Here is a 15,835-nt window from a genome sequence, read left to right on the forward strand (position 1 = left end):
GATGGGTCCCGGCACGGTCCGGCTCGGAACCGACCAGCTCTACGACGACCTGCGCGAGGTCTCCGCGGCGCTCTACAAGAAGGCCCTGACCGACCTCCCGCCCGACGTGCGGCACTCGGTCGACGCCGCGCACCAGCGCGAGGACGGCGGCGCCCGGCGCCGCCTGGAGGTGATGGTCAAGGCGATCGAGACCTCAGACGAGACCGGCATCATCGTCTGCCAGGACACCGGGATCTGCGTGTTCTTCGTCGAGATCGGCACCGAGGCGCCGGTCAACGGCGCCCGGATGACCGAGGCCCTGCGCCAGGGCGTCGCCCTCGCCAGCGAGCGGCACTCGCTGCGGTCGAGCATCGTGCACCCGCTCACCCGCGAGAACCGCCAGGACAACACCGGCGACGGCGTCCCCGCCGTGCACGTCGACTTCGCCGACGGCGGCGACGGCCTCGACATCCTGCTCATCCCGAAGGGGTCCGGCTCGGAGAACATGTCGTTCCTGAGCATGCTCTCTCCCGCCGACGGCCAGGCCGGCGTCAAGAAGTACATCCTCGACCGCGTCGTGGAGGCCGGCCCGCGCCCCTGCCCGCCCACGGTGGTCGGCGTCGGCCTCGGCGGCACCGCCGACCAGTGCGCCGCGCTCGCCAAGAAGGCGACCCTGCGTCCCGTCGGGCAGCCGCACCCCGAGCCGGAGATCGCCGAGTTCGAGCGCCAGATGCTGGACGCCATCAACACCACCGGGATCGGACCGCAGGGCCTGGGCGGCGCCACGACCTCCTTCGCCGTCCACGTCGAGTACGCCTGGACGCACATCTCGATGAACCCCGTCGCCGTCAACATCCAGTGCTGGCGGGGCGAGCGGGCGCGGGCGCGCATCGCGGCCGGCGGGCAGGTGACCTATGGGTACTGACCGCGTGGGTCCTGAACGCGTGGGTACTGACCGCGTGCTCCGCCTGGACGCCCCCTTCGACGAGGCCACCGCCCGCTCGCTGCGCTGCGGCGACGAGCTCTGGATCGACGGGACGATCTGGGGCGTCCGCGACGCGTCCCTCATCCGCTTCTTCGACGAGGGCCGGCGCGTTCCGGCCGACCTCGCCGGCGCCGCCTTCCTGCACACCGCGCCGAGCGTCCGCCGGACGGACGCGGGCGGCTACGTCCCCGTCTCCGTCGGCACCACGACCTCGATGCGGATGGACCGCTTCACCCGCGGCTGCGTCGAGGACCTGGGCGTCCGCGCGATCATCGGCAAGGGCGGCCTCAGCGCCGGGTCGCTGGAGCATCTCGGCCGCCACGGCGCCGTCTACCTGTCCATCACCGGAGGCGCCGCCAGCTACGAGACCCTCCAGGTCGCCGAGATCGAGGACGTCCTCTGGGAGGACCTCATGCCCGAATGCCTCTGGAAGTTCCGCGTGACGGGGTTCGGCCCCCTCTTCGTCACCATGGACTCCCACGGCGCGTCCGAGTACGAGCGGACGTCCGAGCGGGCCCAGGCCAACATGGAGGCCGCCTACCGGAAGCTGGGCCTGTGACCGCTCCCCCCGGCCGCGGCCCGCGGGCCGGTGCCCGCCCCCGCCGGCCGTGACGCAGATCGTCGTCGGCGCGGCCGGGATCTTCCTGGCCGCGCTGCTGGGCGGCGCCACCGGCTTCGGCTTCGGCCTGGTGGCGGCGCCGTCCCTGCTGGCGGCCGGGCTGCCGCTGCGCGAGGTCGTCGCCGCCAACCTCGCGATCGCCCTGCTCACCCGGCTCGCGGCGGTCCCGCGGCTGCGCCGCCATCTGGTCCGGCCGCGCGCCGCCCGGCTGATCGGCGGCGCCGTCCCCGGCATCCTCGCCGGCCTCGCCGTCCGCGGGACGCTCGACACCGGGGTACTGAAGATCGGTGTCGGGCTGGTCGCGATCGGCGCCGCGCTGGCCATCGCGTTCCGGCCGGGCGACCGCGACGGCGCCCCCGCCGGCGCCGCGACGACCCTCGCCGCCGGGGCCGGCGGCGGGTTCCTCGGGGTGACGACGTCGCTGAACGGCGTCCCGCCCGCCCTGCTGCTGACCCGCGACCGCGTGGAGCAGATGTCGTTCGTCGCCGACCTCACCGTCTACTTCATCGTGTCGAACGCCCTCACGCTGGCGCTGCTCACCGCCACCGACCCGGACGTCCTCGCGCCGCTGGGGAGATACGTCGCGTTCTGGCTGCCCGCCGGCATCCTCGGCAACCAGCTGGGCATCCGCGCGGCCGGCCGCATCCCCTACCGGGTGTTCCGGGGGATCAGCCTCGGTGTCATCCTGACGGCCGGCTGCGCGACGATCGCCACCGCGCTGTGACCCGCCCCGGACGTTCAGTCGGCGACGGTCCGCCGCTTCTCTTCGAGGCGGGACAGGGCCGCGGTGCGCGCGGACTCCAGATGGTCGCGCATCGCCCGCGTGGCCTCCGCCTCGTCATGGGCGACGATCGCGTCGAGGATCTCGTGGTGGCAGGCACTGGAGGCCTTGATGCGCCCCGGGAGGGACAGCGTCGTCCGCATGCTCGCGTGCATCATGTCCTGCAGCACCCCCACCGTCTTCAGCAGGAAGCGGTTGCGCGCGATCTCCACGATCTTGAGGTGGAACGCCGAGTCGAGCAGCTGGAGGGTCGCGAAGTCGGGGCTCTCCGGCGTCGCGGCCTCGTCCAGCCGGGCGAGCGCCTCGCGCAGCGCGGCCACGTCGTCGTCCGTGGCGTGGGCGGCGGCCCAGCCGACGGCCGCCACCTCCAGCACCTCGCGCATGTCGAACAGCTCCTGCAGCCCGACCTGCTCGCCGGCGATGGCGGCGCGCAGGTCCTGGGCCGCGCTCGGCGTCTCCACAAAGATCCCGCGGCCGTGCCGCACGCTGAGCTGCCCCCGTGCGGCCAGCTCGCGGACCGCCTCCCGGACCACCGGCCGGCTCACCCCGAGCAGGACGGCGAGCTCGCGCTCGGGCGGGAGGCGGTCGCCCGGCTTGAGCCGCTCGGCGACGATGAGCTCGTTGATCAGCGTCACCACGCGCTCGGGCAGGTGGCCGCTCGGTTTGACCAGGCGCCAGCCGACGTCGGGAACTCCGCTACCCACCCGGGCCCCCCTTTTTCCGCATTAACGAGACCACTTTCCGCTCGATATTACCGGCATCCGCAGATCACCCGCCCCCCGGCGGAGCCGCCCGGTCCCGGCGGTGCGAACGCTACTCAGGTTCCTCCCTTGGTGAATTGGTTGGCGAAGAAGTAGTCCGAGCCGCTGGCGGGTATTTTCTCGATCAGGCCGATCTTCTTCATGAAGCGGGCGAAAGCCATGTAGCCCGTCGGCTTGGTCGAGTACGTGATGTCCCCGGCGGTGATCTGCTCCTTCAGCTGCGCCGCGGGCACCTTCCCGCCGGACTCCGCCGAAAGGATCTCGGCGGCCTGGTCCGGGTCGTCGTTCAGCAGCTTCGCCGACGACGCCACGACGTCCTCCAGGCCCTGGACGAACTCCGGGTTGTACTTGCGGAAGTCCGACAGCACGTAGACGCCGTTGAACGTGTGCTCGCCGAACACGTCGTAGCTGCGGACGATCGCCCGCGCGCCGCCGCGCTGCTCCTGCATCTGATACGGCGGCGAGGTGAGATGGCCGGCGAGCTGCCCGGACAAGAGGGCCTGCAGGCCGTCCGGGTGCCCCATGGAGACGATCTGGGTGTCCAGCGCGTCGGCGTCGCCGAGCTGCTTCTCGGCCGCCTTGCGCAGCACCACCGCCTGGATCGAGTCGGGGCCGGGCATGGCGATCTTCCCCTTGCCGCGCAGGTCCGCCAGCGAGCCGTGCGACTTGGACATCAGCTGCAGGTTCGCGTTGTCCAGCGCGATGACGATCTTCCAGGGCAGCCCGTTGCTGGCGCCCACGATGAACGGGCCGATGCCGCCCGAGCCGACCTGGATGTCCCGGGAGACCATGCCGTCCCGGATGGCCGACCCCGAGTTGAGCATCCGCCAGCTGATCTTCTTCTTCGGGAACCGCTTCTCCAGCAGCCGCTGCTGCTTGGCCACCAGCAGCGGCGCGTAGCCGATCCCCGGCTGGTAGGCGATGGTGATCTCGTCGGTCGGGCCGCTGGCGCCGGCCGCGCACGCGCCCGCCGAGACCGCCAGCACCCCCGCCGACAGCACCGCGAGCAGCGCGCGGCGGGTGGGCCGAGTCATGAGTTCTAGCCCCATCTGAATCCCTTCGGGTCAGGCGGTCTTGGTGCCCCACTTGACGACGGTGCGGCGCTCGATCCAGGTGAACAGCAGCTCCAGCGCGATGCCGATGAGGGCGATCGTGACCAGGCCGGCGAACACCTCGGAGGTGCGCATGAACGTCCGCGCGTCGTTGATGAAGAACCCGAGGCCGCCCTTGCCGCCGGCGACGCCGAACACCAGCTCGGCGGCGATGATCGTGCGCCAGCCGAAGGCCCAGCCGGTCTTCAGCCCGGCGATGATGTTCGGCAGCGCGGCCGGGATCAGCACGTCCTTGACGATCCGCACGCCGGACAGGCCGATGTTGCGGCCGACCGCCATGATGGTCGGGTTGACGGTGCGGAACCCGTTGCTGACGTTGATCGCGATCGGCCAGATCACCGAGTTGGCGATGACGAAGATCAGCGAGGTGCTGTTCATCCCGAACCACAGGATGGCCAGCGGCAGCACCGCGATCGACGGCAGCGGGTTGAGCATCGAGGTCAGCAGCACGAGGACGTCCTCGCCCAGCCGCGTCCAGGACGCCAGCGTCGTCAGCACGGCGGCGACCAGCATGCCGGCCGCCATGCCGCCGAGCAGGATCTCCAGGGTCGTCGCGGTGGAGCGCAGCAGGTCGCCGCCCGCGAGCCCCTCGGCCATCGTCTTCGCCACGTCCACCGGGCCCGCGACGAGCAGCTGGTTGACGCCCGAGAACGACACGTAGGCCTGCCAGGCGGCCAGGATCAGCGCCAGGATGATCAGGCGCCGGGGCGCCACGGGCAGGTCGCCCCAGGTCCTGCGGCGGGCCCGGGGACGGCCGTGCTCCACGGGGTCGGCGGCACCGACCGCCTTGGTCATGGCTTCGCTCATCGAACCGCTCTCCCTACTCGAACGCCATGTCGTCGGGCTCCTCGCCGTCCTCGGTCAGCAGCGACCGCAGCCGGCGCAGCGCGGCCACGAACTCCGGCGAGGTCGGGTCGTCGAGCCCGGAGACGTCGACCACCTCCCGGACCGTGGACGGCGGCGGGGTCAGCACCACCACCCGGTGGCCCACGAACACCGCCTCCTGGATGCTGTGCGTCACGAAGAGGATCGTGACGTCGTTGCGGGCGGCGACGTCCTTGAGCTCGCGCTGGAGCCGCGACCTGGTCTGCGCGTCCAGGGCGCCGAACGGCTCGTCCATCAGCAGCATCAGCGGCTGCAGGGCCATCGCGCGGGCGATCGCCACCCGCTGCTTCATCCCGCCCGACAGCTGGTGCGGGTAGCGGTCGGCGGCGTGGACGAGCCCCATCAGCTCCAGGTACTCGCCGGCCAGCCGCTTCGCCTCCTGCTTGCCGCGGCCGTTCACCCGCAGGGGGTAGCTCAGGTTCCCTTCGACCGTGTGCCACGGGAAGAGCTGGTCGAACTCCTGGAAGACGACCGCGCGGTCGGGCCCCGGCGCGAGGCTCGTCCGCCCGGAGATCCGCACGGTCCCGCCGGACGGCTCGATGAACCCGGCGATCGTCTTGAGCAGGGTGGACTTGCCGCACCCGGACGGCCCGAGCAGCATGATGTTCTCGCCCGGATAGATGTCGAAGCTCACGTCCTGGACCGCCGTCTGGAACCGGCCGTCCGTCTCGTAGCCGACGCGCGCGCCCTGCACCGTCAGCAACGGCTCCTTGGCGGGGCGCTCCGCCGTCGCGTCCACTTTCATTGCGATACCTCACTCCTTGGGGTGGGGGAGGAAGAGGTCATGCCTCAGCGTTCCCGGCTCGGTTTCCTATCGTTTCGGTCGGTTTATTCGGCCAGTACGGTCGCGGCTCAGCCGGCCGCGCGGAACAGGGTGACGGCCCCGATGACCAGCAGCACCAGCAGCGCGCCGCGGAGCCCGGCCAGCATCCGGCGCTGGCCCACCGGATCGGTCCAGTAGTCGCGGACGACGGCCACCGCGGCCGCGCCCACATGCGCCAGGGCCGCGACCAGCAGCAGCCCGTCCCAGATCACCCAGAGCGCCGAGCTCCAGCGCCGGGCGATGAACGACGCGTCGGTCTGCGCCACGTCGTTCACCAGATGGGTCACGGCGAAGTGCCCGAGCGCCAGTACGGCGAGCAGCACGCCGGTGCCCCGGATCATCAGGAAGCCCCGGCCGCCGATCCGGCCGCCCGCGCGGGTGCGCGTCGTCGTCGATTCCACGGTGTCCTCGCCCTCCCGCCTAGCCCGCCAGCACCGGCCACATGATCACCACGGCGCCGCCGAGCGTGATCACGGCCGTGAGACCGGCGACCGCGTCCAGCAGCCGGGCCGCCCCCACCGGCCCGACGTCCCACAGATCGATCGCCACCAGCCGCAGCCCGTTCAGCGCGTGGAAGCCCAGCGCCGCCAGCAGCCCGCACTCGAACACCCGCATCGGCACGGTGGAGTACAGCTCGTGGACGTCGTCGTACAGCCGCGGCGACCACGCGTACGCGCTCACGTCGAGGATGTGCAGTGCCAGGAACGCGAAGACGGCGAACCCGCTGACGCGATGGGCGTAGAACGCCCACCGGTTGCCCTCGGCGCGGTCGTAGGACCGGCGCGCCAGGCGGCTTCGCAGGAAGGCGCCCACATGCGTTCCGCCGTCGGTGCGGCGCGCGCCCACGGCCACCATTCCGGTGAACGCGATGATGACGGCGGTGACGGCGGTGAACCCCGCCAGGAAGACCAGTTGCGCGATCATCGCCCGGCCTCCCGCGGACGCAGCCGGCCGTACTCCACCGGCCGGGTCGTGAGGCGCGGCCCGTGCCCGGCGGCCTGGCTCGCGACGATGTAGCGCAGCCCGCCGTCGTCCTGGCCGCCGGGGAAGTCCGAGCGGGCGTGCGCTCCCCGCGTCTCCTCCCTGGCCAGCGCGGACTCGACGATGACGCGGGCGACGGTCAGCTGGTTGACCAGGTCGAGCGACTCCTGCCAGGCGGGGTTGAACGCCGCCGGGCCGGGGACCGAGAGCCGGCCGGCGCGGTCGGCGAGCTTGGCCAGCCGCTCCCGGGCGTCCTCCAGCCGGTCCCGCCGCCGGACGACGCCGCAGTTCTCCCACATCAGGTCCTTGAGCTCGGCGGTGAGCGGGTAGGGCAGCTCGCCGTCCCCGGTGCGCAGCGGCGCGGTGGCCTTGGCGAACGACGCCCCCACCGCCTCCGGATCGGCGTGGCCGAGCGCGCGCTCGCGCGCCAGCCGGGCCGCCGTGTCACCGGCGCGCGCGCCGAACACCGTCGACTCGGCGACGCCGTTGCCGCCGAGGCGGTTCGCGCCGTGGACGCCGCCCGCGTCCTCACCCGCGACCAGCAGGCCGGGCATCTCGGTGCGGCAGTCCGTGTCGATGACCACGCCGCCCATGTGGAAGTGGGCGGTGGGCGACACCTCGACGGGCCTGCGGGCGAGGTCGCCGCCGAACAGCCGGGTGCGCTCCACCATGCCGGTGAAGGTGCGCTCGACCCATTCGGCGCCCAGGTGCGAGATGTCGATGAACACGCCGCCGGCCTCGGTGCCGCGCCCCTCGATGATCTCCGTGTAGCTCGCGCGGGCGACGACGTCGCGGGTGGAGCGCTCCATCCGCTCCGGGTCGTAGCGCTCCATGAACCGCTCGCCCCGGGCGTTGTACAGGTGCGCGCCGGCGCCGCGCAGGCCCTCCTCCAGCACGGCCCCCGTCATCCGGGAACGTCCGGTGAGCAGGCCCGTCGGGTGGAACTGGAGCATCTCCATGTCGCGGACCGGCAGCCCGGCGCGCAGGCACATCGCCACTCCGTCACCGGTCTTCTCCCGGGCCGGCGCGGCGATCCGGTACATCGTGGCGGCGCCGCCGGTCGCGACGACCACCACCCGGGCCCGGACGAGCAGGAACCGTCCGGTCTGCACCTCCAGGCAGGTCAGCCCGGCCAGCCGCCCCCCGGCGTCGAACACCAGGTCGAGCGCCCGGACGTCCTCCAGCTCGCGCGCCGCGATGCGCAGCATCTGGTCCCGCAGCCGGCTCATGATCTCGATGCCGGTGAGGTCGCCGCGGTGCACCGTCCGGTCGAACGACTGGCCGGCGAACGCCTTCTGCTTGATCCGCCCGTCCGGACGCCGGTCGAAGAAGCAGCCGACCCGGTTCTCCAGCTCGCGGATCACGTTCGGGGCGTCGTTGACCAGGGTCCAGGCGAGGTCCTGGTGGTTGAGGTACTTGCCGCCCGCGAGGGTGTCGCGGAAGTGCGCGTCCACCGAGTCCGCGGGGTCGAGGACCGCATTGAACCCGCCCTGCACCATGCGGGTGCAGCCGGAGCGGCCGACGGCGCCCTTGCTGATGACGGTGATGTCGAGCCCGGGGTCGGCCTCGTGGCAGTGCAGCGCGCACATCAGGCCCGCGCCGCCGCTGCCCACGATCGCGACGTCGGTGACGACCTCCTCGAAATTCGGAGTGTCAGCCGTCATCGCGACCGCCTCCCTTGCGGAGCCGCCGGATCGACCGGGCGGGGTCGAGTCCCTTCGGGCAGGAGCCCGTGCAGCCGTAGATGTAGTGGCACCGGTCGACGCCGTCGGCCCCGGCGACCAGCTCCCGGCGCTGCCGCGTCGCCGTGTCGCGCGAGTCCTGGATGAGGACGAGGGCGCGGTTGAGCGCGGCCGGGCCGAGGAACGTGCGGGGCCGTCCCGCGATGCCGCAACTGGAGAAGCACGCCCCGCACTGGATGCAGTCGAGCGCGGGATCGATGGCCCGCCGCTCCGGCGAGTCCGGCGGGATCACGGCCGGGTCGCCGCCGACGGCGTCCTCGTCCGGCACCACGTACGGGGTGATGCGCGCCCACTGCTCCCAGAAGGGGGTGGTGTCGGTGATGAGGTCCCGCACGACGGGGAAGCCCGCGGCGGGGTCGAGCCGGATGCGGGTCGCGTCCTCCGCCAGGACGGTCTGGCACGCCAGCGCGGAGCGCCCGTCCACCCGGAGCGTGCACGTCCCGCACATGGCGACGCGGCAGGAGAAGCGGAATCCCAGCGAGGGCTCGTGCTCCCGCTGGATGGCCAGCAGGACGTCGAGCACGGTCATCGGGTGGAACGTCTCGATCCGGAACTCGGCGGGGGGGCCTGGGTCGCTGCGGGCCACGCGGACGAGGAGGGTCATGCGGATCCTTTCTGCTCGCGGTCGTCGCCCTCCGGGACGGGCGGTCCGCCGTCGCCGCGGCTCGCGGCCCGGGCCCGCAGGTCGTCGAGGACGGCCGCGTCGACCTCGATCTCGTCGTCGTCGCCCAGCTCGTCGGGCGCGCTGCGGCCCGTGCCGGGCACCCGGCCGCCGGCGGCGGTGACCTGGTCCGCCAGGTCGGCGAGGCGGTCCCGCGCGGCGGCGCCGCCGTCCTCGGGGTCGCCGAGGGACGGGTCGAGCGCGAGGACGAGGTGGGCGATCCGCTGCGGCCTCCCCCGGTCGCCGGCGGCGAACGGGTCGGCCACGTCGCGGGACAGGTGCGGCCCGACCAGGCCGCCGGTCAGCGCCTCGACCATGAAGGCGAGGGCGTATCCCTTGGCGCCGCCGAGTGGAGCCAGCATCCCGGCCAGCGCCTCCCGGGGGTCGGTGGTCGGCCTGCCGGCCCGGTCGAGGGCCCAGCCTTCGGGCAGCGTCTCCCCCGCCTTCGCCTTGGCCCCGACCTTGCCCCGCGCGACCGTGCTGAGCGCCAGGTCGACCACCGCCGGGCGGGGCGAGAGCGGTATCCCGGCCGCGATGGGCGAGGTCGACAGCAGGGCCCGGTCGCCTCCCCACGGCGGCAGGGCCGCGGGGCCGTTGGAGAAGACGAGGCCGAGCCGTCCGGCACGGGCGATCTCCAGCGCGTACACGCCGAGGGCTCCGCAGTGGCCGCTGTCGCCGACCGCGACGGCCGCCACCCCGTACCGTCCGGACCGTTCCACCGCCGTTTCGGCGGCGGCGGCGACCTGCCAGTGCCCGAGCCCGCCGCCGCCTTCGAGGAACACCAGGGGGCCGGTGTCGGCGCGGGTCTTCAGCTCGGCGTCCGGGGGATGCCCGCCGGCCGCCATCCGGTCGAGGTAGTAGGGCAGCCGGAACAGGCCGTGGGAGCCGATGCCCCAGGCGTCCGCCAGGGTGATCGCCCGTGCGGTCGTCTCCGCCCGCTCCTCCGCGAGCCCGGCGCCGGCCAGCAGGTCATGGGCGAGCCGGCGTGCCGCCCCGAGCGGAATCTTCATCGGCGACCTCCCTGGGCGGGCGTGACGGCGTGGGCGGGAACGCGGTCGTCCAGCACCGCCTCGATGTCGTCGCAGAGGATCTGCGCGATCCGGGCCTGCGACTGGACGGTGATGCCCGCGACGTGCGGCGTGAGGACGACGTTGGGCAGCCGCTCCAGGGGCCCCGCCGCCGGAGGTTCGGCGGCGCGGACGTCCAGTGCGGCGCCGGCCAGGCGGCCGCTTTCCAGCGCCTCGGCCAGAGCCTGCTCGTCCACCACCTCGCCGCGTCCGACGCTGACCAGGATCGCGCCGGGCTTGCAGCGGGCGAGGAGGTCCGCGCCGACGAGGCCGGTGGTGGCCTCGGTCGCCGGGAGATGGACGCTGAGGACGTCCGACTCGGCGACGGTGCGTTCCAGGGGGAGCAGCTCGATGCCCAGCTCGCGGAGGGCGGGATGATCGTCCGGGATGTAGGGGTCGTAGGCGACGACCCGCATGCCGAGGCCCCGGGCGAGGCGGGCGGTGGCCCGGGCCGTGGCACCGGCGGACAGCAGGCCCCACGTCCCTCCCGCCAGCTCGCGCCCCGGGACCCGGCGCCACGTGCCCGCCCGGACCTCCCGGTCGAGTTCCAGGACGCGGCGGGACACGGCGAGCGCCAGGCCGAGCGCGTGCTCGGCGACGCTGGACGCGTTGGCGCCCCGTGCCGCGACCACGGTGACGCCCAGCTCGGCCGCGGCGTCCAGGTCGATGTTGTCCAGCCCGGCCCCGGCCCGCGCCACCACGCGCAGGCCGGGAGCCGAGCGGAGCAGCTCGCGCGTCACCCGGGTGCGGTTGCGCACCACGAGGGCGCCGGCCTCGCCCGCGACGGCCCGCAGCCGGTCGGGCGCGGACCAGACGCCGGGGTCGCGGAGCACGCTGCGGCGGCCGGCGAGCGCCTCGAACGGCGCGCCCCACACGTCCTCGACGACCGCGACGTCCACTCCCATGTCAGGCGCTCTGGTAGAGGCGGGTCAGCACGAACTCGCGGTGCCCGAGGGACTCGGCGCAGGTGAGACGGCCGTTGACGGTCCGGTCGATGACGTCCATCAGGCCGTCGCCCGCCTCGGGGAGCGAGATCTCCCGCCGCAGCAGGCCCGAGCAGTCGAAGTCCATGTGCTCGCCCATGTTCGCCGCCGTGGACGGGTTGGCCGTCAGCTTGATCACCGGCTCGATGGGGTTGCCGATGACGTTGCCCTGGCCCGTGGGGAACAGGTGGATCGCCGCGCCGCCGGCCGCCATCAGCGTGATGCACTCGGCGGCGGCCGAGGAGGTGTCCATGAAGTACAGGCCGGGCCCCGACTCCGGCTCCTCCGCGGGGCCGAGCGCGCCGATCACGGGCTTGGACCCGGTCTTGGCGATGTTGCCCATCGCCTTCTCCTCGATCGTGGACAGCCCGCCCGCGATGTTGCCCTGCGTGGGCTGGGAGCCGAGCAGGTTGGCGCCGGTCCGCTCGATCATCGCCAGGTAGTCGTCGTAAATGCCCTGGAACCTGGCCCGGACCTCGTCGTTCACGCAGCGGTCGGCGATCAGGTGCTCGCCGCCGGTCAGCTCGCTCGTCTCGCCGAACAGCACGGTGCCGCCCGCGTCCACCCACCGGTCGACCGCCTCGGCCGTGGTCGGGCAGGACCCGAGCCCGCTGGTGGTGTCGGACTCCCCGCACTTGATCGACAGCATGATCTCGCCGCGCTCGACGCGCTCGCGGCCGCGCTCGCTGTCCTCCTGGAGGAACCGCTGGGCGATCCGGGACGCCCGCTCGATGGTGCGCAGGTCGCCGACGCCCTCGATGGCGAGGCCCTCGACCCGCTTGCCGGTCTTGGCGATGCCCTCGACGACCCGGTTCGTCCAGTTCGGCTCGATCCCGATGACGACGACGCTGCCCACGTTGGGGTTGCGGCCGGTGCCGATGAGCGTGCGGAAGGTCAGTTCGAGGTCCTCGCCGAACTGGAGCCGCCCGTAGGCGTGCGGCAGGGCGAGGGTGCCGGGCACGACCTTCGCGACCGCCTCGGCCGCCGCGTTCGACAGGTCGTCGACGGGGAGGATGACCGTGTGGTTCCGGATGCCGACCGTGCCGTTCTCCCGGCGGTATCCCGTCAGGCCATGCTGTTCTGCCACCGCGCGCTCCTCACGTTGTGAACGTGGACGTACTCGCCCTTCCTGATGTCCGCGGACGCGACCGCGGTGCGGGCCCCGTACTCCCGCACGTCCTCGCCCTGCCGGATGTCGACGAGGGCGACCTTGTGCCCGAGCGGGATGTCCTGGAGCACCTCCAGGTCCACGGCGTCCGGCCCGCGCAGGTAGCCGCACTGCGCCGGGCCGGCCGCGACGTCCCTGACCGCGACCGCGACCGAGTCCCCCTCGTAGTGAGCGAGGAAACCGGGTGGCTGATTCACTCTTGCCTCCGAAAGGTAAGACCTCTTACCCCCGGCACAGTAGGCACGCGCCTGGCCACGGTCAACGCCTGACCGGCAACGGATTTTCAGATAACCCTCTGACCTGCTGGAACGTCAAAAACGTTCGTCACCACGAATACTTGCCCCGTCGCGCGGCGGGTGCTCCGCACGTCGTGCGGCGGGCGGTAGAGAGGCGTGGTGGTATCCGAACCGGCCACGTGGTGACCGCGGGAACCAAGATCGGTTCACGTCGCCGAGCCACCGCGTTTCAGATGACGGTTGCGGGTTGCTTTCCGGGTAGAGGCCGCAGTCGCACCACGGTGGGGATCGACCCGCGTTCGAGAGCGGTGCAGAGCCGGGGGATGGCCTCGTCCTGGATGCGCCGCCGAAGTTCGGCGGGGTCCGCATCCTGCCCGTAGGCGATGTTCAGGCGCAGCTCGGAGCGCTTGGACGAACCGATCAGCCGTGCCCGCACCCTGTGCACGCCCGGGTACTCTCCGATCTCCGCTTCGAGCGCGCCCGCGATGGCCTTGGCTTCCACCCGTGTCGTGCCGGCCTCGGCGTCCGGCTCCAGCGCCAGGCCCCGCAATCGGCCCGAGCGGATCTGCATGAGCAGCCAGGCCAGTCCCAGCAGCGCCAAGACGACGGCAGCCGCAGCGACGGCGGGCCAGAACCAGCCATGGTCATCGGCGAAGCGGCGGGCCTGGCCGGTGAGCACCGGGGCGGAGGCCCGCGTGTCTCCGAAGGCGCCCAGGCCGCGGGCGAAGCCACCGCCCCCTGCGGCGGCGAGGACGAAGCCGAGCAGGATCAGGCCGGTGCGGTTGACGTGCGCGGGACGGCGGTCCATCACCATCACCCCTCCCGGTGCTGCATCCGCACCGCGACCGAGCGACTGGGCAGCGGCCCAAGCTGATCGAGCCGCTCACGGACGGCCTCGGCAACCCCTTCGTCCAGCCTCGCCGGGGCATGAACGGGCGTCTCCGCGACCACCTTCACCTGCCGACGGCGCAGCCGCACCCTCCGGACACCCGACACGCCCGGCGCCCCTTCGGCCGCGGCGGCGACGACGCGCTTGAGCCCACGCCTGCTCACCCCCATGACCAGGCCCGAGTCCCGCCCGTGCAGCGGGACGATCCGGGACGTGCCCGGCAGCAGGGCGGCCAGCACGAAGAAGACGCCGATCAGCGCCAGAGTCGCGAAGATCGCGAGCACGTACCAGTCGTTCCACTCCGCGTCCTGCACCCACCCGTGCGGGAAGATGTGGGCCTGGCGGTCCAGCAACGCCGAGATGACCTCGATCGCCGTCAGCACGCCGGCCGCCGCCATCAGCAGCGCCCCGGCGAGGGCCGACGGCACCCGGCGCGAACGGAACGCGTGCCTGGCCGCCCGGTCGGCCTTACGCGTACCGGTCACGCGGGTGCGCGGCTCGGTGGCGGGCCGGGCACCGGCGTGCGCGGTCACAGCACCGTCCTCTCACCCGCCGCCGGACGCCCCAGCTCGGCTACGTCGACGTCCACCTGCCGGACGGTGAGTCCGGTCAACCCCATCACCCGATCGCGGACGCTCTGGCGCACCCGGCGGGCGACAGCGCGCACCGGCATCGGGTACGTCACCGACAGAGCGACCTTGGCCGTGACGATGTCGCCGTTCACCCACACCTCGGTGCGGGCGGGGCGCCGCCCGGGGACCGGCACGCCGGCGATCGTCCGGCCGAGCCCGCCGACCGCCTCGACATCCTGCGCGGCCTTGACGACGATGCGCGCGACGGCCCGGTCGCGGATCGTCGTCCTGCCCCGCTCGGTCTTCGTCATCGCGGGCGCCGTCCCGCGCCGCCCGGGGAGAAGATCTCCCGGAGGTCGAGACCGCCCTCGATGACACGGCCGACCACGAACCCGAGCGCGCCGAGGAACAGCACGAGGAAGAACGGCCCGGCACCACCGAACGCTCCGGCGAACCCCAGGGCCACCCCGAAGGCCAGGCCGACCACGGGCCACAGCACTCTCACATCCATCTGGATCTCCCACTCGGCTAACGCTTACCCGCCATCGGCCACGTCCCCGATCAGCACATCCACCGTCCTCCGACCGGCAAGAGGACTGACCAGACGCCGTACATCCTCGGCGATCTCGGCGAACGGGCGTCCGTACCGGACGACCACCCCCACCTCGATCACCGCTTCGTGAACGGCGACCCCCGCGAACGGGGGCCCGACGCGGTAGGTCACGATCCAGCCGCGGGGACCGGCCGTCAGGCCCAGTACGTCCGGGCACGCCATGGCCTTCTCCGCGACCCGCTCCGCCAGCTCCGCGAGCGGCTCCCGGCGGCTGGGCGCTGTCCATGACTGGGCGGCCACCGCGCTGGTTCCGCCGGGCGGTCTCTCGCTTGACAGGGCGCCCGGTCGCGCCGCCCCGGCGACGAGCCCCGGCTCGTAGGGCCCTTGCCCTCCGGCCGGACCCGGTTCGCCGGCGGCCCCTGACCAGGGCTGTTGGGACGCGCCCACGACGTCCGTCGGAGAGTTCATCGAACTCGGGACTCCTCGGGCCGCGCCTCCGGCTCGTCACCGGGCATGTGGACGTCGTCCACGGTGATGTTCACCTCGACGACCTCCAGGCCGCACATGTGCTCGATCTCGTTGACGACGTTGGTGCGAACGGCGGCGGCCAGGTCGGGGATCGACAGCCCGTATTCGACGACCAGGTCGATGTCGACAGCCGCCTGACGCTCACCGACCTGCACGGCCACGCCCTGCGAGCTGTCGGCCGTCACGCCCGGCAGACGCTCCCGAACCGATCCGAGCGCCCGGGATACGCCCGCGCCCATTTCGTGCACGCCGCCGACCTGCCTGGCGGCCGTAGTGGCGATCTTCGCGACGACACCGTCAGCGATCCTGGTGTTGCCGCCGGGGGTGACGAGTTCGCTCGACCCTCCGTCGTCCCCCCGCTTGCGCATCGTTCCAGCCGCACCCTGCCCGGCGCCCCGCCTGTCGTCCTGACTCACGATGCCCCCCATGCACCTAGGTGTCGGCCTCCCGTGTGTCGGCTGACGTGCCGTTAATGCTCACGGAGCGTCACCCAAAACCGACATTTAGTCA

21 protein-coding genes are annotated in these 15,835 nt (G+C 72.8%); 3 read left to right on the forward strand and 18 right to left on the reverse strand.

The genetic code is table 11. The annotated features are described in order from the left end of the window. Position 1: 1 nt before the first annotated feature. The 3 genes from K8Z49_RS25820 to K8Z49_RS25830 are packed head-to-tail and all read left to right on the forward strand — an operon-like array spanning position 2 to position 2,307. Complete coding sequence (locus K8Z49_RS25820; RefSeq protein WP_021591185.1) at positions 2 to 904, forward strand: fumarate hydratase; 903 nt, start codon at positions 2 to 4, stop codon at positions 902 to 904. 19 nt (positions 905 to 923) lie between these two features. Beyond that, positions 924 to 1,523 carry a fumarate hydratase C-terminal domain-containing protein gene (locus tag K8Z49_RS25825; RefSeq protein WP_218163903.1) on the forward strand — a complete coding sequence of 200 codons (600 nt, stop codon included), beginning with the start codon at positions 924 to 926 and terminating at the stop codon, positions 1,521 to 1,523. Positions 1,524 to 1,572: 49 nt separating this feature from the next. Next, entirely contained in the window at positions 1,573 to 2,307 is a 735-nt protein-coding gene (locus K8Z49_RS25830) for a sulfite exporter TauE/SafE family protein (protein ID WP_024934393.1), read from the forward strand. Positions 2,308 to 2,321: 14 nt separating this feature from the next. On the opposite strand, the gene K8Z49_RS25835 is transcribed toward K8Z49_RS25830, so the two are convergent. The 18 genes from K8Z49_RS25835 to K8Z49_RS25920 all read right to left on the reverse strand — a co-directional run bounded on the left by K8Z49_RS25835 (position 2,322) and on the right by K8Z49_RS25920 (position 15,693). Further along, a complete protein-coding gene (locus K8Z49_RS25835) occupies positions 2,322 to 3,068 on the reverse strand; it encodes a FadR/GntR family transcriptional regulator (RefSeq protein ID WP_021598995.1) in 747 nt (248 codons plus the stop codon). Positions 3,069 to 3,181: 113 nt separating this feature from the next. Then, positions 3,182 to 4,159, reverse strand: a complete 978-nt coding sequence (locus tag K8Z49_RS25840; protein WP_021598994.1) for an ABC transporter substrate-binding protein — start codon at positions 4,157 to 4,159, stop codon at positions 3,182 to 3,184. A 30-nt stretch (positions 4,160 to 4,189) separates the two neighbouring features. Then, the gene (locus K8Z49_RS25845) at positions 4,190 to 5,044 is read right to left on the reverse strand and encodes an ABC transporter permease (RefSeq protein ID WP_024934394.1); all 855 of its coding nucleotides are present in this window, start codon (positions 5,042 to 5,044) and stop codon (positions 4,190 to 4,192) included. Between the two features lie 13 nt (positions 5,045 to 5,057). Then, the gene (locus K8Z49_RS25850; protein ID WP_075024504.1) at positions 5,058 to 5,867 is read right to left on the reverse strand and encodes an ABC transporter ATP-binding protein; all 810 of its coding nucleotides are present in this window, start codon (positions 5,865 to 5,867) and stop codon (positions 5,058 to 5,060) included. Between the two features lie 107 nt (positions 5,868 to 5,974). Next, positions 5,975 to 6,346, reverse strand: a complete 372-nt coding sequence (locus tag K8Z49_RS25855; protein WP_021598991.1) for a hypothetical protein — start codon at positions 6,344 to 6,346, stop codon at positions 5,975 to 5,977. Between the two features lie 19 nt (positions 6,347 to 6,365). Next, entirely contained in the window at positions 6,366 to 6,869 is a 504-nt protein-coding gene (gene sdhC, locus K8Z49_RS25860; protein WP_021598990.1) for a succinate dehydrogenase, cytochrome b556 subunit, read from the reverse strand. Then, complete coding sequence (locus K8Z49_RS25865) at positions 6,866 to 8,590, reverse strand: FAD-dependent oxidoreductase (protein ID WP_412515434.1); 1,725 nt, start codon at positions 8,588 to 8,590, stop codon at positions 6,866 to 6,868. Before K8Z49_RS25865 ends, sdhC begins: the two co-directional genes overlap by 4 nt. Further along, the gene (locus tag K8Z49_RS25870; RefSeq protein WP_412515435.1) at positions 8,580 to 9,272 is read right to left on the reverse strand and encodes a succinate dehydrogenase/fumarate reductase iron-sulfur subunit; all 693 of its coding nucleotides are present in this window, start codon (positions 9,270 to 9,272) and stop codon (positions 8,580 to 8,582) included. The genes K8Z49_RS25865 and K8Z49_RS25870 overlap by 11 nt, the downstream gene beginning before the upstream one ends. After that, entirely contained in the window at positions 9,269 to 10,339 is a 1,071-nt protein-coding gene (locus tag K8Z49_RS25875; protein WP_024934396.1) for an Ldh family oxidoreductase, read from the reverse strand. The genes K8Z49_RS25870 and K8Z49_RS25875 overlap by 4 nt, the downstream gene beginning before the upstream one ends. Next, positions 10,336 to 11,301, reverse strand: coding sequence for an NAD(P)-dependent oxidoreductase (locus tag K8Z49_RS25880; protein ID WP_111830677.1), 966 nt, complete (start codon positions 11,299 to 11,301; stop codon positions 10,336 to 10,338). The genes K8Z49_RS25875 and K8Z49_RS25880 overlap by 4 nt, the downstream gene beginning before the upstream one ends. Position 11,302: 1 nt before the next feature. After that, complete coding sequence (locus K8Z49_RS25885) at positions 11,303 to 12,466, reverse strand: UxaA family hydrolase (RefSeq protein WP_021592683.1); 1,164 nt, start codon at positions 12,464 to 12,466, stop codon at positions 11,303 to 11,305. Beyond that, positions 12,445 to 12,744: a UxaA family hydrolase gene (locus K8Z49_RS25890; RefSeq protein WP_021592682.1), complete on the reverse strand. Its 300-nt coding sequence runs from the start codon at positions 12,742 to 12,744 to the stop codon at positions 12,445 to 12,447. Before K8Z49_RS25890 ends, K8Z49_RS25885 begins: the two co-directional genes overlap by 22 nt. A 268-nt stretch (positions 12,745 to 13,012) precedes the next feature. Continuing rightward, on the reverse strand, positions 13,013 to 13,597 hold the full coding sequence (locus K8Z49_RS25895; protein ID WP_177287911.1) for an alkaline shock response membrane anchor protein AmaP: 585 nt from the start codon (positions 13,595 to 13,597) through the stop codon (positions 13,013 to 13,015). Further along, positions 13,597 to 14,205, reverse strand: a complete 609-nt coding sequence (locus K8Z49_RS25900; protein WP_021592680.1) for a DUF6286 domain-containing protein — start codon at positions 14,203 to 14,205, stop codon at positions 13,597 to 13,599. Before K8Z49_RS25900 ends, K8Z49_RS25895 begins: the two co-directional genes overlap by 1 nt. Next, positions 14,202 to 14,555 carry an Asp23/Gls24 family envelope stress response protein gene (locus K8Z49_RS25905; protein ID WP_021592679.1) on the reverse strand — a complete coding sequence of 118 codons (354 nt, stop codon included), beginning with the start codon at positions 14,553 to 14,555 and terminating at the stop codon, positions 14,202 to 14,204. The genes K8Z49_RS25900 and K8Z49_RS25905 overlap by 4 nt, the downstream gene beginning before the upstream one ends. Continuing rightward, positions 14,552 to 14,755 carry a hypothetical protein gene (locus tag K8Z49_RS25910; RefSeq protein ID WP_412515436.1) on the reverse strand — a complete coding sequence of 68 codons (204 nt, stop codon included), beginning with the start codon at positions 14,753 to 14,755 and terminating at the stop codon, positions 14,552 to 14,554. The genes K8Z49_RS25905 and K8Z49_RS25910 overlap by 4 nt, the downstream gene beginning before the upstream one ends. Before the next feature lie 24 nt (positions 14,756 to 14,779). Continuing rightward, positions 14,780 to 15,265: a hypothetical protein gene (locus tag K8Z49_RS25915; protein ID WP_412515437.1), complete on the reverse strand. Its 486-nt coding sequence runs from the start codon at positions 15,263 to 15,265 to the stop codon at positions 14,780 to 14,782. After that, positions 15,262 to 15,693, reverse strand: coding sequence for an Asp23/Gls24 family envelope stress response protein (locus K8Z49_RS25920; RefSeq protein WP_021592676.1), 432 nt, complete (start codon positions 15,691 to 15,693; stop codon positions 15,262 to 15,264). The genes K8Z49_RS25915 and K8Z49_RS25920 overlap by 4 nt, the downstream gene beginning before the upstream one ends. Between the last annotated feature and the right edge of the window lie 142 nt (positions 15,694 to 15,835).

This window comes from Actinomadura madurae, assembly GCF_047130825.1.
In the GTDB taxonomy this organism is placed as follows: Bacteria; Actinomycetota; Actinomycetes; order Streptosporangiales; family Streptosporangiaceae; genus Spirillospora; species Spirillospora madurae.